General features: G+C 51.5%; 24 protein-coding genes. 5 read left to right on the top strand and 19 right to left on the bottom strand.

Translation table 11 applies throughout. The annotated features are described in order from the left end of the window. Positions 1 to 68 precede the first annotated feature (68 nt). The 5 genes from GIW82_RS10415 to GIW82_RS10395 form a co-directional block, all read right to left on the bottom strand. Positions 69 to 347 carry a hypothetical protein gene (locus GIW82_RS10415; protein WP_154749883.1) on the bottom strand — a complete coding sequence of 93 codons (279 nt, stop codon included), beginning with the start codon at positions 345 to 347 and terminating at the stop codon, positions 69 to 71. A gap of 90 nt (positions 348 to 437) precedes the next feature. Then, complete coding sequence (locus GIW82_RS10410) at positions 438 to 953, bottom strand: general stress protein (RefSeq protein WP_154749882.1); 516 nt, start codon at positions 951 to 953, stop codon at positions 438 to 440. A gap of 63 nt (positions 954 to 1,016) precedes the next feature. Then, positions 1,017 to 1,715, bottom strand: a complete 699-nt coding sequence (locus tag GIW82_RS10405) for a type 1 glutamine amidotransferase domain-containing protein (protein ID WP_154749881.1) — start codon at positions 1,713 to 1,715, stop codon at positions 1,017 to 1,019. Between the two features lie 116 nt (positions 1,716 to 1,831). Next, a complete protein-coding gene (locus tag GIW82_RS10400; protein ID WP_154749880.1) occupies positions 1,832 to 2,269 on the bottom strand; it encodes a YaiI/YqxD family protein in 438 nt (145 codons plus the stop codon). Continuing rightward, entirely contained in the window at positions 2,269 to 2,829 is a 561-nt protein-coding gene (locus tag GIW82_RS10395) for a DUF1836 domain-containing protein (RefSeq protein ID WP_195914026.1), read from the bottom strand. Before GIW82_RS10395 ends, GIW82_RS10400 begins: the two co-directional genes overlap by 1 nt. A gap of 134 nt (positions 2,830 to 2,963) precedes the next feature. On the opposite strand from GIW82_RS10395, the gene trhA reads away from it, so the two are divergent. Continuing rightward, positions 2,964 to 3,614: a PAQR family membrane homeostasis protein TrhA gene (trhA, locus tag GIW82_RS10390; protein WP_154749879.1), complete on the top strand. Its 651-nt coding sequence runs from the start codon at positions 2,964 to 2,966 to the stop codon at positions 3,612 to 3,614. Positions 3,615 to 3,678: 64 nt separating this feature from the next. On the opposite strand, the gene GIW82_RS10385 is transcribed toward trhA, so the two are convergent. Then, complete coding sequence (locus GIW82_RS10385) at positions 3,679 to 4,512, bottom strand: STAS domain-containing protein (RefSeq protein WP_154749878.1); 834 nt, start codon at positions 4,510 to 4,512, stop codon at positions 3,679 to 3,681. A 115-nt stretch (positions 4,513 to 4,627) separates the two neighbouring features. Between GIW82_RS10385 and GIW82_RS10380 the strand changes: the two genes are divergently transcribed. Then, the gene (locus GIW82_RS10380) at positions 4,628 to 5,407 is read left to right on the top strand and encodes a 2-keto-4-pentenoate hydratase (protein ID WP_154749877.1); all 780 of its coding nucleotides are present in this window, start codon (positions 4,628 to 4,630) and stop codon (positions 5,405 to 5,407) included. A 66-nt stretch (positions 5,408 to 5,473) separates the two neighbouring features. On the opposite strand, the gene GIW82_RS10375 is transcribed toward GIW82_RS10380, so the two are convergent. The 7 genes from GIW82_RS10375 to GIW82_RS10345 form a co-directional block, all read right to left on the bottom strand. Then, positions 5,474 to 6,649 carry an MFS transporter gene (locus GIW82_RS10375; protein ID WP_154749876.1) on the bottom strand — a complete coding sequence of 392 codons (1,176 nt, stop codon included), beginning with the start codon at positions 6,647 to 6,649 and terminating at the stop codon, positions 5,474 to 5,476. Next, positions 6,646 to 7,074, bottom strand: a complete 429-nt coding sequence (locus GIW82_RS10370; protein ID WP_154749875.1) for a MarR family winged helix-turn-helix transcriptional regulator — start codon at positions 7,072 to 7,074, stop codon at positions 6,646 to 6,648. The genes GIW82_RS10375 and GIW82_RS10370 overlap by 4 nt, the downstream gene beginning before the upstream one ends. 135 nt (positions 7,075 to 7,209) lie before the next feature. Continuing rightward, the gene (locus GIW82_RS10365) at positions 7,210 to 8,478 is read right to left on the bottom strand and encodes an acetyl-CoA hydrolase/transferase family protein (RefSeq protein ID WP_154749874.1); all 1,269 of its coding nucleotides are present in this window, start codon (positions 8,476 to 8,478) and stop codon (positions 7,210 to 7,212) included. A 97-nt stretch (positions 8,479 to 8,575) separates the two neighbouring features. Beyond that, complete coding sequence (locus GIW82_RS10360) at positions 8,576 to 8,785, bottom strand: hypothetical protein (RefSeq protein WP_154749873.1); 210 nt, start codon at positions 8,783 to 8,785, stop codon at positions 8,576 to 8,578. Positions 8,786 to 8,843: 58 nt separating this feature from the next. Beyond that, positions 8,844 to 9,512 carry a hypothetical protein gene (locus GIW82_RS10355; RefSeq protein WP_154749872.1) on the bottom strand — a complete coding sequence of 223 codons (669 nt, stop codon included), beginning with the start codon at positions 9,510 to 9,512 and terminating at the stop codon, positions 8,844 to 8,846. Between the two features lie 65 nt (positions 9,513 to 9,577). Next, entirely contained in the window at positions 9,578 to 12,670 is a 3,093-nt protein-coding gene (locus tag GIW82_RS10350; protein ID WP_154749871.1) for an AAA family ATPase, read from the bottom strand. Further along, positions 12,667 to 13,830, bottom strand: a complete 1,164-nt coding sequence (locus GIW82_RS10345) for an exonuclease SbcCD subunit D (RefSeq protein WP_154749870.1) — start codon at positions 13,828 to 13,830, stop codon at positions 12,667 to 12,669. The genes GIW82_RS10350 and GIW82_RS10345 overlap by 4 nt, the downstream gene beginning before the upstream one ends. A 126-nt stretch (positions 13,831 to 13,956) precedes the next feature. On the opposite strand from GIW82_RS10345, the gene GIW82_RS10340 reads away from it, so the two are divergent. Next, entirely contained in the window at positions 13,957 to 14,178 is a 222-nt protein-coding gene (locus GIW82_RS10340; protein ID WP_154749869.1) for a transcriptional regulator, read from the top strand. 61 nt (positions 14,179 to 14,239) lie between these two features. Further along, on the top strand, positions 14,240 to 14,680 hold the full coding sequence (locus tag GIW82_RS10335; RefSeq protein WP_154749868.1) for a YtoQ family protein: 441 nt from the start codon (positions 14,240 to 14,242) through the stop codon (positions 14,678 to 14,680). A 50-nt stretch (positions 14,681 to 14,730) separates the two neighbouring features. Here the strand turns inward: GIW82_RS10335 and GIW82_RS10330 are convergent, their stop codons facing one another. The 6 genes from GIW82_RS10330 to GIW82_RS10305 are packed head-to-tail and all read right to left on the bottom strand — an operon-like array spanning position 14,731 to position 19,460. Next, on the bottom strand, positions 14,731 to 15,039 hold the full coding sequence (locus GIW82_RS10330; protein ID WP_154749867.1) for a DUF4870 domain-containing protein: 309 nt from the start codon (positions 15,037 to 15,039) through the stop codon (positions 14,731 to 14,733). Positions 15,040 to 15,095: 56 nt separating this feature from the next. Then, complete coding sequence (locus GIW82_RS10325) at positions 15,096 to 16,085, bottom strand: zinc-binding dehydrogenase (protein ID WP_370456200.1); 990 nt, start codon at positions 16,083 to 16,085, stop codon at positions 15,096 to 15,098. Positions 16,086 to 16,124: 39 nt separating this feature from the next. After that, positions 16,125 to 17,096, bottom strand: coding sequence for an MBL fold metallo-hydrolase (locus GIW82_RS10320; protein WP_154749866.1), 972 nt, complete (start codon positions 17,094 to 17,096; stop codon positions 16,125 to 16,127). Continuing rightward, complete coding sequence (locus tag GIW82_RS10315; RefSeq protein WP_154749865.1) at positions 17,093 to 18,067, bottom strand: quinone oxidoreductase family protein; 975 nt, start codon at positions 18,065 to 18,067, stop codon at positions 17,093 to 17,095. The genes GIW82_RS10320 and GIW82_RS10315 overlap by 4 nt, the downstream gene beginning before the upstream one ends. Positions 18,068 to 18,109: 42 nt before the next feature. Then, entirely contained in the window at positions 18,110 to 18,709 is a 600-nt protein-coding gene (locus GIW82_RS10310) for a TetR/AcrR family transcriptional regulator (protein WP_154749864.1), read from the bottom strand. Further along, the gene (locus tag GIW82_RS10305) at positions 18,687 to 19,460 is read right to left on the bottom strand and encodes an SDR family oxidoreductase (protein ID WP_154749863.1); all 774 of its coding nucleotides are present in this window, start codon (positions 19,458 to 19,460) and stop codon (positions 18,687 to 18,689) included. Before GIW82_RS10305 ends, GIW82_RS10310 begins: the two co-directional genes overlap by 23 nt. A 445-nt stretch (positions 19,461 to 19,905) precedes the next feature. Between GIW82_RS10305 and GIW82_RS10300 the strand changes: the two genes are divergently transcribed. After that, on the top strand, positions 19,906 to 20,460 hold the full coding sequence (locus GIW82_RS10300) for an SLOG family protein (RefSeq protein ID WP_154749862.1): 555 nt from the start codon (positions 19,906 to 19,908) through the stop codon (positions 20,458 to 20,460). The last annotated feature ends 57 nt before the right edge of the window (positions 20,461 to 20,517 follow it).

Genomic DNA, 20,517 nt, shown 5'->3' with positions numbered 1-20,517 from the left:
TTACTTCCTCTTTATCCAGCAAAAAAAGCGAAAGCACGGCAGTCCGTCGCTTTCGCCAATCTTACTTTTTATTGCTCTTCCAACTCTTTCATTTCTTTATGTGTTTGGGGGAAGCCATTTGCCTGCCACTCATCGCGGTAAGCAGAATCAAGCTGAGTCAAACCTTTTTCAGCTGGATCCACATCCGCATCCACGCTCTCACGGTGATCTACTTCTTCACTGTTCCGCATATCGCTGTCTTCCTTGACGGACGGATTTTTCTTATCTTGGTACGCCTTAAAAACGAAGATCCCTGCTGCTGCAGCCAATGCACTGCCGATTACTGTATTCATCGTTGAACTTTTCATCCGAATCCCTCCATCATCTATTCCTATTCCTTATAGGAGATGTATACCCCGTTCAGGTGTTTTTCTAACTCCAATTCTGAGAATCTCCGGTTATGGGCGGTTTCGGTCGACTCTGCTGCCGAGCGGCTCGTCAGTCATCCGTTCGTTGCTGTCACGGTAAGATGAACGGTCGCCCGTTTCCTCCAGCAGAACAAGAATTTTACCTGCATTAAAATGCGTTTCGTACTCACGCGCCTCTTCTTCCGGAATCCCAAGGCCGATCAAAGCTCCGGCAAGGCCACCGACTCCTGCTCCTGCTGCCGCTCCGGTTAGCCCTGCTACAATCGGTCCGGCTGCTACAATCGGCCCGATACCAGGAATCGCTAAAGCGCCGATCCCTGCAAGCACGCCGCCGAGTCCACCAAGCGCACCACCCGTGAGCGCACCGGTTGCCGCTCCTTCACCCGCATGTGTTCCAGTTTCTTCCGTGACTGTCTCCGTTTCACCCGGATCTTTACTCATGACGGAAATATTCTCTGAACGGTACCCATCGTTCTTCAACCGTTCAATCGCATCGATCGCTTCATTTTCGTTATCATAGTAACCAACAACTGTTTGCTTTGCCATGTAAATCATCCTCTCTGAATTTCGAATTTCGTCTTTCTCTGAAAATACCCCTTGAAAAATCGTTCAAACATTCTTTGCCGTCCGCTCCATGATTTCTGCCACTTTAAGCGCGACCGCTTTGACAGAGGCTGGGTTCTGTCCGGTAACGAGCCTGCCCGACTGAACCGTACAGACGCCCATCGGCAATTTGGCTTTTGTGAAAATCGCTCCGCGGCTCACCATTGCCTGCTCGAGTGAGTACGGAAGGTGTCCATATTGCCCCATCACTTTCTCTTCCCGGTCGGTAAAGCCACTGACCCGGTGCCCCGCCAACAAATATCCGCCAGTCGATAACTTCACATTCAAAAGTGCTGCCGGTCCGTGGCAAACAGCAGAGACGATGCCGCCGTTTTCATAAATGGTGCGGATTGCTTGCTGAATCTTTTCATCATAAGGAAAATCATTCATCGCCCCGTGTCCGCCGGCAAAATAAACCGCATCGTATTCTGCAGGATCGATATCATCCATCGTCAGCGGATTTTTCAATTGATTCATGAATTCATCATCTGTGTAGTAGTCACGCGTCTTCTTTCTCAAAGCGACGGACGGCAGGCTTTTCGGATCGATCGGCACCCGTTCGTTCTTTGTAGAGATGATCGTCATCTCGTAACGCTCCTTCATCTCGTCGTAGAAATCCGTCAACTCGCTCAGCCACAAGCCCGTCCGTTTGTTCTTTTTGCCAAGCGACGGATGATTCGTCACGGCAACCAGGATTTTCTGCATGAACACCTCTCCTTTTTCAACAATCTTTACTCTGGGTATTCCCTCCTTACTAAACGTTTAGACACGAAAAAAAGACCTTTTCCCGCGCGAAAGGTCCTTAGTGCTTGCTTATTCCTTCAAAGTTTCTTCAACAATCCTTCCAGACTTTCCTCAAATCGCTCGTTCTGCTCCGGCCGCCGTTTTTTCGGCCCTTTCAGACGTCCCCCGCCTTGCCGGATTTTCTTCGCAACATGCCGGCTGCCAAGCAATGACCCGATGTTGTCATCCGTGTAGACCCGGCCGTTCTGATCGATCGGCACACCGCGTTTGGCAAGCACCATCGCTGCAAGTCCGTAATCCTGCGTGACGACGATATCTCCTTTTCCGACACGGTTGACGAGTGCGAAGTCGGCTGAGTCCGCGCCTTTGGAAACGACAATCGTCTCCGCTCCTTCGCGCTGCATCTCGTGCGACGTGTCACAAAGCAAGAGGACCGGCACATTGTATTTCTGCGCTTTGGCGATCGCTTCATTGACGACTGGGCAGCCGTCTGCATCCACCAGCAATTTCACCATCAGCCTTCCTCCGTTCCGGTCAATTCGTCCACCAGTTTTTCCGCCGTCCGTTTGTACAGCTGACTCATCTGCGTAAGCGAGGCGATGAGCAGCACTTTCCGTTCTTCCGCGTCCAACTCCGCCGCTGCCGCTGCTGCTTCCTGCTTCGCGAATATGTCCTTGAACATTTCATTGTTCGCATCAGCCAGTCGGGTGTATTGGTCGTAAAAATCAGCCACATCCAATTCTCCCCCGGCAGCCTTATGGTTGATTCCACTCAGGACTTTCTTAATGTCATTGATCGACAATGCGCTTTTCATCTGATAAATCAAGGCGATTAACATGATATGCGAAGGGGAATACTTTTTACCAGATACCGGATAAAACAGTTTTCCTTTCGCATAATTATTGACCATCGTCTTCGTCAGAATTTTATCTTCCGCGCTTCGCTTGGCCGGTGCAAATTCTTCATCGAATAATTGCAGCACCTGGTCGATGTACAAATCGATTTTCGGAATGTCTTCCCGGTGAAGCTGGCGGCCGAATTCCATGCCTCCAAACTCGTGTTCTTTCTGCTCCATGGATGTTCCTCCCATTTCGTTCAGTTGAACATAGTGTACATCAAAAACGCCATCCCTTCAAAGTTGACGACACAAAGAAATACGTATATCATTTTAAATAGTTATTGAAACTACATAAGAAAGCAGGTTTTCAGATGTATTCCGTTATTCGTGAACCATTCAATGCCCTTTCACACTTGGCAGGCGCCGTCCTTTCACTCGCCGCACTGCTCGCCATGACCATCAAAGCCGCGAGTGACCAGTCACCGCCGCTCCATCTAACAGCCGTCATCCTGTTTGGCCTGGCCTTGATCGCACTGTATACGGCTTCGACCGTCTATCATGCGGTCATCGCACGCCCGGAAACGATCGCCTTCCTGCGTAAGCTCGATCATTCGATGATTTTCACGTTGATTGCCGGTTCCTATGCGCCATTTTGCTTGATCGCGCTTGAGGGACCGCTCGGCTGGACGCTGTTCGCTCTTGTCGCCTTCCTTGGACTGAGTGGTATTTTCTTCAAAATGATCTGGTTCCACTCACCGCGCTGGCTGTCGACCGCCATCTACATTTCGATGGGATGGATCATCGTCTTCGCAGTCGTGCCGCTCGCGGACCAGTTATCGATGGCCGGTCTATCGCTGCTCATCGGCGGCGGCTTGCTTTACACAATCGGCGGCATCATCTACGGACTGAAACCACCGTTCATGCAAAAAGTGCTGCGGCTCGGCTTTCATGAGGTGTTCCACTTGTTCATCCTGGCCGGCAGCTTGTGTCATTTTCTTTCTGTTTATTTTTATGTGCTATGAAGTTTGTCGAAACACAAAAACCGTCCGTTAAAAGTCTTATAACAGACTTTTGCGGACGGTTTTCTTATGCGTGCACTTCCAACGCGCGCATCAGATTCGCGTGTACTTCGATTCCTTGGAAATCCAGACCGAGTGAAATCGCAGTTTGTGCGATTTCCGGGCGGATACCGGACAGGACCGAGCGCACACCGATGAGGCGCAACGAAGTCATCAGCTGGAAAATCTGCTGGGCCACCATCGTGTCGATGATCGCAACGGCAGACAGGTCGATGAACAGCATATGTAATTTTTGTTTCGCACTTTCTTCAAGTGCCGTCTCTAGTATCACTTTTGCGCGGTGTGTATCGATGTCACCGACAAGCGGCAGGATCGCGATGCCTTGCTTGATCGGAATAACCGGGCTGCTCAGTTCATTGATCATCAACTGTTGGTTCTTCAGCATTTTCTCGTGCGCCTTATGGTGTTCGACCGTGAATTTTCCGATGATGTAGTCGAAGGAATCGTTGATCGACTCGCTCCACTCGAGTGCGTCTCTGCTTGTTGCAGACGGCTCTTCCTCGAAGAATTTCTTCACATAGCTCCAGTAAATGCGGCGGAACATCCCAAGCTGGGAGACGAGCAGATGCAACGGGACAGAGTTTCTCGCCCCTGCAGATGCAGTCGTAGATACCCAGCGCTCAAGCTCTTCGAAATATTCTCCGTGCTCTTTGATCAACACGCGCGAAATGATAGCGATGAATGCGTCGTCTTCCTCTCTCCACAAGTCTTCTGCCTGCTCCATCTTGCGTGATGCATAAAACAGTGCGCTCTTATCACCGAGTGCATCCAGCCACTCGTTCATCAAGCTGCACTTATTCGCGATGATAAAGTCATAAAGTTTATTATCGATCTCGATCATATGTTTTTTATCTCCTTTATTTCCATCTCTCCCTTAATTTTAACGAACTTTCAGGAGTTTATCCACCGGCAAGCTAGAAATGATATGATAAGGAAAAAGGGAAAGGGGTAGAATAATGGAACAATTCGATTTGAATGAGCGTCGTCTTGCCGATACTTTATACGAAGCATATGAGAAGCGTGAAGGGCTCGAAAAGGACCGCGTCCCTGCGTTATTGGAAAAGCAGACTGCTTACGCAATCCAGCATGAGCTGACGAAATTAAAGGAAGAGCGCGGGAACGACCCGTTAAAAGGATACAAAATCAGTTTGACGAGCCCGGAGACGCAAGAGCTGTTCGCATCCGACTCCCCACTATACGGAGCGCTGACTGATTCAGCCATTCTCGACAGCGAACTCCGCCTATCCGATCTGCAGTCACCGCTGATTGAACTCGAGCTGGTCTTCCACGTCAACGAGCAGCTTTCCCCGGCAGATAGCCCGGAGGAACTGCTCCAGAAAACGACGGTTGCGCCGGGACTTGAAGTACCCGACTCCCGCTTCACCGACTGGTTCCCGAAGCTCTCACTCGGACAGGTCATCGCGGATAGTGCAGTAGCCGGAAAAATCGTCTGCGGCAAGCCTGTCACCGATGTAAGCTACGCCCAGCTCGACGGCATCCAAGGACGCCTGTTGCATAACGGCGAAGAAATCGCTGCCGGCTCATCGACTGAAGTACTCGGCCATCCATTGAATTCATTGCAGTGGCTCGTCAACGAGCTGCACGGACATGGACTTGCGCTCGAGGCGGGCATGGCGGTTTCTTCCGGGACCTTCATCTTGCCGAAGACGCTCGAGAAAGGGACATATGAAGGCACATTCGAAGGCATCGGTTCTGTGACACTCGAAGTCGTCTGACTCCACAAAAACAGGCAGCCGCATTTTGCGACTGCCTGTTTTTATTCTTTCAGCTCGAGCTTCTCCTTAAAGAGGTGCCGCTTCGTGTTTCTTCTTGATGATCCAGACGTAGTAAAAGACCGTCATCAAAATGAAGACGCCGAGCAGCAAATATAGATTCGAGTAGCTCATCATGCCGGCAAACACGCCGAGTGCGATGGATCCGACAGCAATCCCGCCGTCATACAAAGCGAAGAATGTCCCGGTTGCGTAACCGCTCCTGTGGCTGTCGGCAGCTTGGATCGCCAACGTCTGGAAGCAAGGAAGCAATGTTCCATAACCGAGTCCGACAAGCGCACCCGAGACGAGCAGCATCCATGCCGTTTCTGCGAAGCTCAAGGAAATGAGGCCCAGCCCGAAAAGAACAATCGATGGAACGATGACGACACTCGGGCCGTGTATATCAAAAATACGTCCGCTGAATGGACGGACGAGAAGCATCGCCACAGCATACACGACAAAGAAAAAGCTTGCTGCCTGAATCAGCCCGAGCGACTCCGCATAAACAGAAATGAACGTGATGATGCTAGCATAGGCGAATGAAATGAGAAAACCGACACTTGCGATTGGCAATGAACGTTTTTCCAGGAAGTCGTCGATGCCCAGTTTTCTCCTCTGTTTTGGTGCAGCCGGCTGCTCAATAAGTTGCGTCGCAACCGCGCAGAAAAATCCGACGACCATGATGGCACTGAAAATAAGGAAAATGGCGCGTGCAGTTACGAGCGGCTGCAAAGTCAGTGCCAGGAACGGTCCAGCAACCACCGCCAGATTCATTGCGATTCCATAATAGCCGAGTCCTTCACCGCGCCGCTCAGGTGGCACGATATCCGCTACGATTGCACCTGCTACAGTGGTCAGGAGACTGAACCAGACGCCGTGGAAAAAACGCAGCGCCAAAAGCATGCCGAACTCTGTCACAAATGGATACAAAACAGTGGCGACTGTAAAGAAGAATGCCGCCACTACGAGTATCTTCTTCTTGCCGAATTTCTCCAGGATCATCCCGGAAAAAAAGCGCATGATGATTGCCGATACGAGGAAGACCGTGGTCGCAAGTCCGCCCTGTGCAGCGGTACCGCCCATGTCATTGAGTACGTATAACGGGACGTACGTCAGTAGTGCATAAAATACGACAAAAATAAAAAACGTACTGATGGATATATTGATGAAGCTTCTTGTCCAAATTGGTTGTCGTTCTGTCATATTTCTCCTTCTTCCTCTTTGTTCCGACCGCCGATTTTCTGCAGCAGACCAATCAATTGCTCTTGTTCAGCATCTGACAGCTCCGACAGCAACTTGCGCTCGAGTTGTTCAATGCGTTGCTCAATTTGCGGGACTGTCTCGCGTGCTTTCCCAGACAACGCAACGATTCGTTCGCGCTTGTCTTTCCCTTCCTTGCGGATGACCCAGCCTGTTTCTTCCAGGCGTGCAAGCGTCCGCGTGACCGTCGGCGCTTCCACATTCAAATAAGCCCAAATCTCTTTTTGTGTCATCTCACCAAATTGCTGCAAACAAAAAAGAACCGACCACTGCGTACTGAATAGGCCAAATTCCTTCAATTCTTCGTTCGTCTGGTGGATCGACAGCCGTGACGTCTGGTGAATTTCGTGAAATAAAAGACGTTTCATCCGTCTCCCCCTCAATTGTTTACTTAAGTAAGTATATCCTGAAATCGTTTATTTGTAAAACATACTCACAAATGAAAAAACAGGTAGTGAAAAAGAATGCTTTTCCACTGCCTGTTGCTTATGTTTCGACCTGATTCAAATGATCAGGCCATGTTTTTTCGCGTCGAATGTCAGTTCATCACGGAAATTCGGATGCGCGACTGCAATGAGACGCTTCGCCCGTTCTGCAAGGGACACGCCGTGAAGACGCGCCACACCGTATTCCGTCACGATGTTGTCCACGTCGTTCTTCCCTGTCGTGACGACAGATCCCGGCGTCAAATGCAGCTTGATACGCGACATCGTGTCATTTTTCGCTGTCGATTGCAGGCAAATATAGCCTTTGCCATTTTCAGCGAAACGGACGCCACGCGCGAAGTCGACTTGTCCGCCGCTTGAAGAATAATACTTGCCGCCGATTGTCTCGGAAGCACATTGACCGAACAGATCGACTTCCGTCGTCGCATTGACGGAGACGATGTTCTTCTCTTTCGCGATTTCACGCGGATCGTTGACGATGCTCACCGGCAAGAATTCAACCGCTGGGTTGTTGTCGATGAAATCGTAGAGTTTTTTGGAACCGAGTGCGAATGTCGTAATCATTTTGCCGCGGTTCGTGAACTTGCGTGTGCCGTCCACTGCGCCTGCTTCCACAAGATCTACGACACCGTCCGGCAGCATCTCCGTATGGATCCCGAGGTTGCGGTGATCTTTCAGCATCGAGATCACGGCGTTCGGCACGGAGCCGATTCCGATCTGCAATGTATCCCCGTTCTTGATGTCCTGGATGATCGTTGACGCGATCAACAAATCTTTGTCACCGACAGGACCGGCCTTCTCTTCCGTCAGCGGTGTGTGGTGCTCGACAAAGCCGGCGACCTGGCTAATGTGGATCTGGTTTTGGCCGAACGTGCGCGGCATGTGTTCATTGACTTCCAGCACGAAAGGCACTTCCCCGACAAATTCCGAAATGTAGTCGGCCTGTGTCCCGAATGTAAAATAGCCATGCTCATCCATCGGCGAAGCGACGGTCATGATCATCGACATTTTCGTCGTCTTCTTCAGCATGCGCGGCACTTCATGGAAGTTGTTCGGAATCAAATCGATCTTTGCCTGCTGGTACACTTTCCGTGTCGCTCCGCTCAGGAAGTAAGAAACATGCTTAAGCTGTTCAATCTCCCCCTGAATGTAGGCACGCGAACGAAGCGCGAGCAGCTGGTGTATTTTCACGTTGCGCAATTGCGCAGCGTTTTCTTCAAGCATATCCAAAAGTCGGATCGGTTCTCCGTTCGCGATCGGCAGGATAATATCCGCACCATCGTCGATCAGATCGATCAGCTCCTGCGAAGTTAATTTTTTCGTCATATCGTTCCACTCCCGTATTGACTGATATAACTACTTTAGCATATAGCCCCGCTTATTCCGCTTTTCCAAATTTCCCTTTCAATTAGCGCTTTTCTGTCTACTTCTTCGTGCGGTTCCGCGTCAGTAGTGTAAAGATGATCCCGCCGACTCCGAATAAGGTCATGATGCCCCATAGGACCGACAAGAAAATCGCACCGCCGCCTTCTCTTTCCATTGCGATGTACAACTGTAGCACGAAGAACGTCAGACTGATGGCTGTAATCAAGCTGAAGTAAATCATACGCGTCCCGAAACTGAATTTTCTCATCCTCGACAGGCTGCTCGTCCGCTAACTGCGGACGGCAGCCCTGCACTTCCTTCCTGCATTAAGTTTTAAGTGTGCTGCTGTGTTCCCGTCGCTCGACATGCATCTTCGTCAAGACAAGCGACGTCAGTAAAATCAATTCGAAGGCGTTCGTTGCTGCTGAACTGTCGATCGGGATTGGAATAGCACTGCCGATCGTCATGATGATCGTCCCGATGAGCATCCATTTCCAACCGATCCGCTTCCAAAGGGTCACGCCGGCGATGAATAATGGGATAAGGACGAGCAGCACCATGATCGGTGGCCCGCTGCCTTCTTCCGCAGAAGCGTAGCGCAAGACGCCGTATTCACGGACCGCCTCGATTTCTAGCCCCACCGTTTCCAGGGTCAATTCCAGCGCAATGAGCACTGTAGTGAAAAGCAATGCACCGTAGAAAACTATTTTTTTCCTGGCCCATTCAACGCCTGCATGCGCCATCGCTCCCCAAGCAAATAGCGCGAGGAGCGGCGTGAAGAATGCATGCGTCCAAAAACGCCAAAGGCTCAAGTTTTCCAACAGCGCACCGGAGCCGACCCATTTGCCGAGCGCGATGATGCCATTATCGTAAATGAGGCCGAGTAGGACAAAATAAAGAAAAGACATGTAATTCCAACTCTTCTGCCAGACCAGTGCCCAAACGAACAAGAAAATGTATGCCCCAGTAAAGAAGAAAAACAGAGTCGTATCCATACGTAGCTCCTTTCTTTCCTTTACTGTTATCATTCACTCCCAAGACCTACGTTAAACACTGACCTTTACTGAATATGGAAACGCGTCTGGCTGAACCCATCTTTTGTTTTTTTCACTTCCAAAACGGCGGGAATCACCGCTTTCAATTCCTGCACGTGGGAAATGACCCCGATCATCCGGCCTGCCCGCTGCAGATCGATCAATGTTTCGATTGACTTGTTCAGCGATTCCTCATCGAGCGAGCCGAATCCTTCGTCGATGAACATCGTTTCGATTGAAATGTTGCCTTGGAAGCTTTGGATCACATCGGCCATGCCGAGCGCGAGACAAAGGGATGCGTTGAACTTCTCCCCGCCGGACAACGTCTTGACGTCACGGTTTTGCCCCGTATAAGCGTCGTACACATCGAGGCCGAGCCCGCTTTGCTTGCCGCGCGCTTCCTGTCTGTCGCTGCGCAGCAAATAAAACTGGCCGCCGGATAAATGCCGAAGCCGTTCATTGGCGGCTTGGATGATTTGCTCCAAGTATTCGATTTGGAGGAATCGTTCGAAGGACAGCTTCGAGACGTTTTGCCCCCGCACCATGTCGTACAAGTCATCGATCGTGCTTAGCTCTTGCTCAGTTTGAATCGTCTGTTCTGCCCCTGCGGCGATGGAGGCTGATAGTTCCCCTGCTGTCTGGAGGAAGCCCTTCAGCTCATTCCAGCGGTCGAGCATGCGCTCATACGCTTCTTTCAAGACGGTGAGCTGCTGCTCCATTTCCACAAGGTCCACTGGAGACTTGTCCTGCAGTCCAGTTTTAAGCTCCTGCGTCTGCTGCTCGAGGACGCTCAGCTGACGACGGAAGTTCGTGATGGCCTGCTTCAGTTCAGCGATTTCGCCGTCTGTTTTCTTCGCCCCTTCGTAGCTCCTGCTGTCCGGGAACTCCGATTTCTCTAGCGCTGTTCGGAAACTGCGCTCCGCTTCCTGACATTTCTTCGCGACTTCTTCAGCCGTTTGCTTGGCGTAGCGTTCCGCCGCTTCCATTGAAGCTGCGCGGTCTTTTGCCGTTTGGAACGTTTGCTGTGCTGCCAGCCAGTTCCTTTGCAGTGTTTCTTTCATCGCCGCCGCTTGCTTAATCGCTTGCTCCAACATTCCTGCACCGCGGAGTTCTTCCGGGATGCGTGCCAGTTTTTCATTCAACACGGCCTCAGCCGAATCAGCAGCGGATTTTCGCTCGTTCCAGAAGTTCAATTTGGAAAGCTGGCCGACCCTTGCCGCTTCTACTTCCTGACTGATGGGATCGAGTTGGCTGCGCTTTTGCTTCAGCTCTGTTTGCATGTGCTGCAACTGCTCGAAGCGGGTTGTCCGCTCCGTCTTTTTAGCCGCAAGTTCTTTTCCGATTTCCAAAGCACGCGAAGCTTCAAGCCCAACTGCGGCAAGCCCTTCCGCTTGTTCCATCAGTTGTTCCTTCAATGAGCTTTGACGGCCTTCTGCTTGCTGCAAAGAGTTGATGAGCTGGCGTAGCTGCTCTTTTGCCGCGTCGAGTTGTTCTACGGATACGTCTTCTGTCGCCGCATGTACTGCTGCTCCCGGGTGGTCCAAGCTGCCACACACCGGACAGGCAGAGCCGTCGACAAGCTGGCGTGCGAGCAGCTGGGCCTGGTTCGACATCCACGCATGCTCCTGTTCCTTCACCCGCTGATCCACCTGCTCGACTGACTTCCGCTGCGTTACGAGCGTCTCTTCCTGCTCCAGCCAGCGTCGTTCATTCATCACATATCCTCTGAGCAGCTGTAGTTTCCTTTCGAAATCTGCCAGCTCTTCTCGTAGCGCATCGAATGATTCTGTCTCGACCTCCAGTTTACGGATCGCTTCTGCCAGTGCATTCGCTTCGTTTTTCTTTTCTTCATGGAAATGCTCAGCTCGTTCTTTTGCTTGATGGGCACTTTCCACTTCTCGCTGCAGCACTTGAAGTTCCCGCTTCCCGGCCGTTACACCTTCAACGAGTGGCACAATTTGTTCCAGTGCAGATAGTCGTCGCGCCGCTTCTTCGCGTTCCTCTTCCTTCTCTTGCTCCAGCACATACTGTTCTTCTGTCCGTTTCAATTGTTCGGCCGCATCCGCTTTTCCAGCGATTGCCTGCTGCAGGGCAAGCCATTTTTCTTCCTGCTCGCTCCGTAAAGCTTCATACAGCCGCTCGACGTGAACGATCATCGAAGCGCGTTCTGCCTGTGCGAGTTCTTGTTCTTTTCCTTCGTAGACAGCTTCTTGCTGCTTCCACTCCGACAATAGCCGCTCCTTGTCAGCGAGCTCCGCGAGACGTTCGTTCCATGTACGCGCATCATGATAAACCTTCAGTTGTTCGTCGTGCCGCTTGAACGCCTTACCGTAACTTTCCTCAGCGAGTTCTACTTGCTCTTTGTAATGCTCTGTTTCCACTTCGAGCAGCTTCAACGTCTGGTGGACGTTCGGCATGTCTGTCTCAAAAATCGCCCAAGCACCTGGAATTCTTTCCGGCAGCCGCTCGGCGATGCTCTTCATCTGTCCGTGCAGAACGTGTGCTTGCTGGTCGTGAACGCCTTTTACGACATCACGCTTTCTCTTCAGCCGGTCGACAGCCATTTTATACGGCTCCGTCTTGAAGATCTTGCGCAGGATTTCTTCTTTATTATCGGTTTCAGACGTCAGGAGTTTACGGAATTCCCCTTGCGGCAGCATGACAATCTGACAAAACTGGCTGCGTGTCAGGCCAAGCACATCCTCGACTTTCCGGTTCACTTCAGAAACGATTTGGCGATCCACGCAAGGCTTCTCTTGCCCTCTATCAATCGCAAAAATTTCACAACGGTCACCGGTCGCAGTTTTATTGTTCCCTTTAATGTGCCCCATTTGCCGGTAAACTTTGTACACCACTTCTTTCACTTCGAACATCAGTTCAACCGCCGTATGCGCCGCTTCGTCCGCGAAGTCACTGCGCAGGATGCGCGGATCATTCCGGTCAGAACCACTTGCCGCACCGTACAGCGCATAACAGATTGCATCGAAAATCGTTGTTTTCCCAGAACCGGTGCTTCCCGAAATCACAAAGAGCTGATTGCCGGCCAGCTCTGCAAAATCGATTGTTTCCGTGTCTTTGTATGGTCCGAATGCCGTCATCTTCAGTTTCAATGGCTTCATGCTTTCACCTTCTCCTGTTCCCCGTCTTCATCGAGCAGCTCCTGCATGACTCGCTCCATCAGCACAGTCGTTTCAGCGGACGCCATCTCTCCTTTCACTTCTTCGTAAAAGGCCGAGAACAGCGCCATCGGTTCCATCTTGTCGCGGTTGCGCGCTTCACTGACTGCGATGTCCTGTACAAAGTGCTTCCGTTCAACGTGCAGCGCATTCGGATAAACCGACCGCACTTTTTCCATCGGATACAGCACTGGCGTTTCATCGAGCAGTTTGACGAAGACGTAATCGTCGTTCGGCTCATGCGTCAAAATATCCGCCATCAGCCCTTCGACCGTCCGCATATCGCGCCTCACTTTGAAGACGCGTTTTTCCGTCGTCACTCCTCCCTCACCGTCGATATCGACAACGTAATAGCCTTTTTGATGCCGTTCCTCTGAGATCGAATACTTCAATGGCGAGCCTGCGTAGCGAATCGATTCGTTCCTGACGAAATGCGCTTTATGTAAATGCCCGAGTGCTGCGTAGTCGAACCTTTCAAAATGTGCCGCATCGACATATTCTGCGCCGCCGATCGACAGCGGCCGCTCCGAATCACTCGTGTTCTCTTCCGCCGTTGCTCCTGGCGTAACGAATGCATGCCCGACGAAAACGTGGCGAGCGGACGGGTCCATCGCTTCCCGGATCCTGCCGGTCACTTTCTTCATCGCTTTGTCGTGCGAAGTAATCGTTTCATCTTCGTATGCGTGCCGGACGACGGACGGATCTGCATATGGCAACAGATGAAAATGCACTTCTCCGTAAGCATCGTGTAAAACGACCGGTCCGTCGTCCACTCCGACTGTCCCTGCTACATGAATTCCCGCGTCCCGCATCAACCGGCTGCCGAAATTCAACCGCGACGGACTGTCGTGGTTTCCTGCTACCATCAAGACCGGTGTCTTCAATTCCAGGACCACCTTCGACAGCAGGTCATCCAGCAAATTGACCGCATCGGTCGGCGGTACTGCACGGTCATACAAATCACCTGCAATCACCAGTGCATCCGGTCGTTCCTGCTCGATCGCCTCCACCAATTGCATGAGCACGTAACGCTGGTCCTCTGTCATATGTACTCCTTGTACAAGCTTCCCTAAATGCCAATCAGCCGTATGGAAAAATTTCATCTGCGTCCTTCCTTTCTTCTGATAAAAGAATATATGTTCGTTCCATTATACACGATGCAAAACGATTGTATGTTTCTTTTCTTTGGAGTAAAATAAGAACAAATGTTCTCTTAGGAGGTAAAACAGATGAAAGCACAATTGCTCAAAGCGCTTCAGCGCCACCAATTACTCGACATGGTTTACATCGCACACGACGGCAACATCAGCAAACGACGGATCCGCCTGCTGAAGATGAGCGGCGAGTCCTTCCAGGCATACTGCTTCCTCCGGCACGGGAAGCGCTCGTTCAAAGTGGACAATGTGCTTTCTGTCATGCCGGTTGCCGAACGCTCGCGCCTCGTCATCTGATTGCGCCAATTCCCTGTGGCAATATGTTACACTGTGAGAAATGAATTTTGGAGGGATCAAGATGAACTTAACCGTCTACCTTGCAGGAGAAATTCACAGTTCGTGGCGGCAGGAACTGAAAATGAAAGCAGAAGCACTCACATTGCCGATCAACTTCGTCGGACCAATGGAAGACCATGACCGTTCGGACAATATCGGGGAAGAAATCCTCGGGGAACAGCCGAACGCCATTTTCAAGGATGATGCCGCATCCAGCTTCAACAATTTGCGCACCACCATCCTCATGAACAAAGCAGACCTTGTCATCGCGTTGTTCGGTGAGCAGTATAAGCAGTGGAATACCGCGACGGATGCAAGCGCCGCGCTCACAGCAGGCAAGCCGCTCATCATCATCCGCCCAGAAAAGCTGCACCACCCGTTGAAGGAGCTTTCCAGCAAAGCGAACGCAACGGTCGAAACGTGCGACCAAGCGATCAAAGCACTCGCTTATATTTGTGAATAACAAAAGCCACGAGACGTTGTTGACGTCTCGTGGCTTTTTCAATTCCCATCTTATCGGTACCACATGCCCACAATCGGGTAATTGAACTCTTCCCCCATCACCGCTCGGACGATGCCGATGATCGGCACGATCCAAAGTGCGACGAACAGGACCAGCAGGATCGGCAAACCGATCAGTAAGACTGATAGAATGGCTGCACCAATGATCAACACAGTCATCACCAACTGGAACAGCACCGCTTGGACCGCCGTCTTCTTCACCGACTGGTCTTCAGAAATGAGAAAGACGATGAATGGAACTAAGAACGGTGCGAAAAAAGCACTGGCGTGGACGAGAATTTTCAATCCTTGATTTTGCATGGTCTAACCTCCCGGAAACTTCTTATTCCAGTATACGGAGCAGCTCGGGAAAGGTTTCATTTTTCTGGATTCATCACAAGGATAACTTTCCCGAACTGTGCACCTTCCGCCAGATGATCGAACGCTTCCTGCGCCTGTTCGAGCGGAAATGTTCGATCGACCACAGGATGCATTCCATATTTGTTCACGTGCTTGATCATTTCACGGAGTTCTTCCCGACTGCCCATCGTCGTGCCGAGCAACTGATATTGTCCGTAAAAGAATGAGCGAAGATCGAAGTCGACATTGTCCTCTGTTGTCGCGCCGAAAATGACGATACGTCCACCTTTTTTCAAGACGTTTAGCGAGCGGTTGAACGTCGCTCGGCCGACACTGTCGATTACGAGGTCGATCCTCTCATCCGCCAGCTCTTGCTTCCAATCCGCGTCATTCGCAATCGCCCGGTCCGCTCCCGTTTCCAGCGCATGCTTCCGCTTTTCTTCACTTCTCGAGGAAACGATGACACGCGCGCCGATATTTTTCGCGAACTGAATCAAGTAAGTCGCGACACCACTGCCGGCACCAGGAATGAAGACGGTCTGCCCTTTTTGGAGACTGCCTTGTGTAAACATCGCGCGGTAGCCTGTAAGTGCCGCCAGTGCCAGTCCTCCTGCCTCTTCCCACGTAAGATGTGCAGGCTTCTGCTCGAGCTGCTCTGCGGAAATTGCGATTTTCTCCGCAAACGTCCCGTTATCCGGCAGTCCAAGAATGTCAAATTCAGCAGGTGGAGCCGCACTCTTTTCAAACCAACGAAGCGACGGATTGATGATTACTTCGTCACCGACCGCCACATTCGTCACGCCATCTCCAACTGCCTCGACAACTCCCGCACCGTCCGAACCGATGATTAGCGGCTCTGGCTGATTGCCGTGCCGACGTTTAAGATTCAAGTCCCTACGGTTCAGTCCAGCTGTTTTCAATGCAACGATCGCTTCGCCTTTTCCTGGTTTCGGCTGCGACATATCTTTGACGACAAGCTCGCCTGCCTCAATTACAAATGCTTTCACACAATCCCTGCTTTCTGTCCCTCTCTAAAATCAAGAGATCTATTTTTTGACATAATACCAGATGCCGTCTTTATTTTCCCGTTCGCATGCACCTGCATGACGAAGGAATTCCAAATGCGCAAGCGATTCACCGATCGCAAAGCGGGTCTCATGGACGGAGAGCTCACGCTGGAACAGGATCTCACACGTTGCGTGCACCGTCCGCGGCTCCGCGATTGCCTGCAACGTTTCTTCTAGCCGCTCATCATGATGATGAAGCAATTCGTCGATGCGTTTGTTCGCTCCGGCAAACGGTTTGCCGTGAGACGGGATGACCGTCTGTGCATCGAAGCGCTTCATTTTCTTCAGCGCCTCAAAATACGAACCGAGCGGATTGTCGTTCCCGTGGAACCAATACGAAATGTTCGGCGTGATTTTTGGCAAGATATGATCGGCGGAGAACAAGACGCTATGCTCATGATTGAAGAAACAGACCATGCCGTCCGAATGCCCCGGTGTGAAAATCACTTCGTAATCGAAGTTGCCGATGCGGACCGTTTCCCCTTCTTTGAAGAGGCGGGTGACTTCCGGCAAAGGATTGACGAGAGGCTGGAAGCTCCGCAAGTTCTTGATCATCTGCGCTGTCGTTTCTTCCGGAATGCCGCTTGCTTTGTAGTGGACCGGCAGTGCATCGATGAATTCCTCCTGCCAAGCCTCGGCTCCTGCTTTAGCATCAATTTCAGACATCGTCACACGGGCGCCGGTCACTTGCTGGAGACCGCCGACGTAGCCGAAATGATCAGGGTGATAATGTGTCACTAAAATTTCTGACACGTCCCGCCCTTCCAGGAGCTCCTTCCACTGCCCTCTTGTGTATTCATTGTTCAATCCTGTATCGATGACGGTCGTTCCTTGCTCGCCTTCTGCGATGAAGCAATTGACGTGGTTGAGACGGAATGGCAAATCCAGCCGTACAGCTGTCACGCCAAGCTCTTCAAGTACGGATGATGGATCTTTCGTGATCTCTGTCATGGTGTAAGCACCAACTTTCCGATTGTTTTTCTGCCTTGCAGCAAGCGATGGACATCCGCTGCCTGTGCAAGCGGGTACGTTCCGCCGATCGTCAATTCGAGACTGTCTTCTTTCATGTAGCCTAGCAATTCCTGCAGGCTGCTTTGGAGAAGGGCAGGGTTGCGCATGATCTGCGGAAGGAAGAAGCCGATGACCGATTGGTTCCGTTTCATCAGTTGTGCAGGTGCGAAGACTGCCTGCTCCCCGCTTGCCGCTCCGAAAATGACGAGGCGTCCAAAAGGTGCTAAACATGTCAGCGTCTTATTGAACACTTCGCCGCCAACCATCTCGAGCGCCACATCGACACCTTTGCCGTCTGTCAGCTCTCTCACCTTCCCTTCCCAGCCCGCTTCCGTGTAATTGACAAGGTCGGTTGCGCCCATCTGACGGGCATGTTCGAGCTTCTCCTCCGTACTGGCAGTCGCGATGATTTGCCCTGCTCCGAACAGCTTCGCCAATTGGACGGCGATAGCTCCGACGCCACCTGCCGCGGCATGGATCAAGACACTCTCGCCTGGTGCGAGCCGTCCCATCGTTTTCAGGATATGGTATGCACTGAGCCCTTGAAGTGGCAATGCGACCGCCTGCTCGAAACTGACGCCGTCCGGCACCGGAATCAACAGCCGCTCATCGATCGCGACCGCTTCAGCATAGCCACCCGACTCTATGAGTGCGACGACATGATCCCCTTTTTGGACAGAAGTCACTGCACTTCCCGTTTCTGCGACAACGCCAGCCACTTCCGACCCAGGTATGTATGGCAGATTGGTCGGGACTACGTATTTCCCTTCCCGTCTTGCTGTGTCTGCATAGTTGACGCCGATCGCTTTCACTTCCACGACAACTTCTTGTTCTTTCGGCTGTGGTCGCTCCACTTGTTTCACTGCCAATACTTCCGGACCACCGAATTGTTCGAACCCAATCGTTTTCATTCCCACCGTCTCCCCTTTCGTTCTCCTTCAATCCTTCTTCATCTATCCCACAATGCCTTCCAAGATCATCTTGCTGTAGATTGCGGCAAGCTCTTCCGCCGACACTTCCCCTTGTGGACTGAACCATTGATAGCTCCAATTCGCGACGCCTAGGATGGCGAAGGCGATCATGTCCGGACGCAGATCCGAGCGGAATTCCCCTTGTGCCAGCCCTTCCGCAATAAGCTTCTCGATACTGAGCCGGAATTGCTCCCGCTGCCTTTTCACTTCATCCGCGTTCTCTTCTTCCAGATGACGGATCTCTCGCATGAAGACACGGCCGCTCGGACCATACTCTGCAATATCTGTAATCAAAAGGCGGATTGTCTCCTTCACTTTTTCCGCGAACGGCTCATCCGTCTGCTCGATTTGCTGTTGACGCTCCAGCAGCTGCCCTATATATAGGAGATGGATTTCCATAAGCAGCTGCTCTTTCGTTGCGAAGTAATAGTAGAACGTTCCTTTCGTGACGCCGAGCGCTTCGACGATATGCTGGATCGATGTTTCCGTGAAGCCTTGCTGCTCGAACAAGCGGACGCTTGCCTGCCTGATCTTTTCTTTCACTTCTTTCACCAGCCCTTCAAAGCGCGTGCATGCCGCCATCGACCATCAGGACATCCCCGGTCACGTAATCGGATGCTTTCGAAGCGAGGAATAAAGCTGCTCCTTTCAAATCCTCTTCCGAACCGAATCGTCTGAGCGGCGTCCGGTCCAAAATATATTCGCCGCCTTGGTCGATCACGACGCGTGACATTTTCGTCGGGAAGAAGCCTGGTGCCAGTGCATTGACTTGAATGTTGTCCGCTCCCCATTTCGCTGCCAAGTCTTTCGTGAAAGTGATGACTGCACCTTTGCTCGTGTTATAGCCGATGGCATCCAGGAACCGCGGATCGGTCCCGCCGAGTCCTGCGACGGATGCGATATTGATGATTTTCCCGCCACCGTTGTCCCGCATGACCGCACCAGCCGCTTGACTCATCAAGAACGTCCCTGTGACGTTTGTCTCCATGACCTTGGTCCATGCTTCGAGCGGCATTTCCGCTACCGGTGCTCCCCAGGAAGCGCCGGAGTTGTTGACGACAATATCGATCGTCCCGAATTCCTCTACCGTTCTTCTCACCACTTCCGCCACTTGTTTGGGGTCCGTGACGTCGCAGGCGAGCGCTAGTGCCTTTACTCCTTTTTCCTTTACTCCGGCTGCGACTTCTTCACATGCTTCCACTTTTCTCGAGCACAGGACGACATTCGCTCCCGCTTCGGCGAACCCTTCTGCAATCTGGGCACCCAGCCCCCTTCCTCCGCCAGTGATGATGGCCGTTTTTCCATCCAATTTAAACAAGTCCAATACGTGCATCCCATTTCCTCCTTTCCCAACATACTAACTAGTTAGTATGTTCTGAATTCTTAATGCATATGTTACCGTTTTCACTTATGGACTGCAAGCTTATCCGCTCGCCTCTACAACGGCCCGTCACGCTCCGCAGTGCGTTCTCTCCTGTTTTCGGATAAACTATATAAGTTGAGATTAATAAATGGGTTTTCCGATATTTCATAGGTAGTGATGAGGGGTGATATCTGTTGCCACCACACTCCATTTAAGAAGAAAAAGCGGAAGGCGGCGACTCCTGCGGAAATAGAGTAGTGATGAGACCCCGCAGGGAGCGAAGCGACTGAGGAGGCTCAGCGCTGCTCCCGCGGAAAGCGTCCGCCTGGAGCGATTTCTTCCAACTTTCTATAGCTTCGATTTTTTATTTTAACTTATATCAGGAAGTCATAACGATTGTCAGGAGGAATGCTGCATGCTGAAGCGCGTTGCGGTATCAGGCTATAAGCCACATGAACTCGGTGTCTTCAATGAAGAGAATCCCGGCGTCCGCATCATCAAGAAAGTATTGGAAACGCAGTTCCGGATGCTGCTCGACGAAGGACTCGAATGGATCATCACTTCGGGGCAGCCCGGCGTGGAATTTTGGGCGGCGGAAGTCGTACTGGATTTGCAGGAGGAATTCCCGGATTTGAAATACGCCGTCATGCCGCCATTTTTGGAGCAGGAGAAGAATTGGAATGAATCGCGGAAAGCGCAGTACGAGATGATCACGATGCACGCGGATTTCTTCCGCCCGCTGACGAACCGGCCGTACGAGGCCCCTTGGCAGTTCGTCGAGAAGAACCGGTTCTTGCTGCGCAATTCCGATGCCTTGTTGCTCATGTTCGATGAAGAGACCGGTGGCAGTCCGAAATTCATTAAAGAAGAGGCCGATCGCTTCAAAGAAGCAAACGAATATCAGCTCTTTTTGATCACGCCTGATGATCTCCGGATTGCGGCGGAAGAACAGCAGTCCGATTTTTGGTGACCTTTCTCCGTCACCTGTCAGTTGACGGGTGCTCCAAATAAAGCTATCCTAAATAAC

The sequence above is a fragment of the Planomicrobium sp. YIM 101495 genome, from assembly GCF_009707665.1.
Classification (GTDB): Bacteria; Bacillota; Bacilli; order Bacillales_A; family Planococcaceae; genus Planococcus.
Note: the sequence above shows the minus strand (reverse complement) of the source record. Positions and strands in the feature narration are given on the sequence as shown.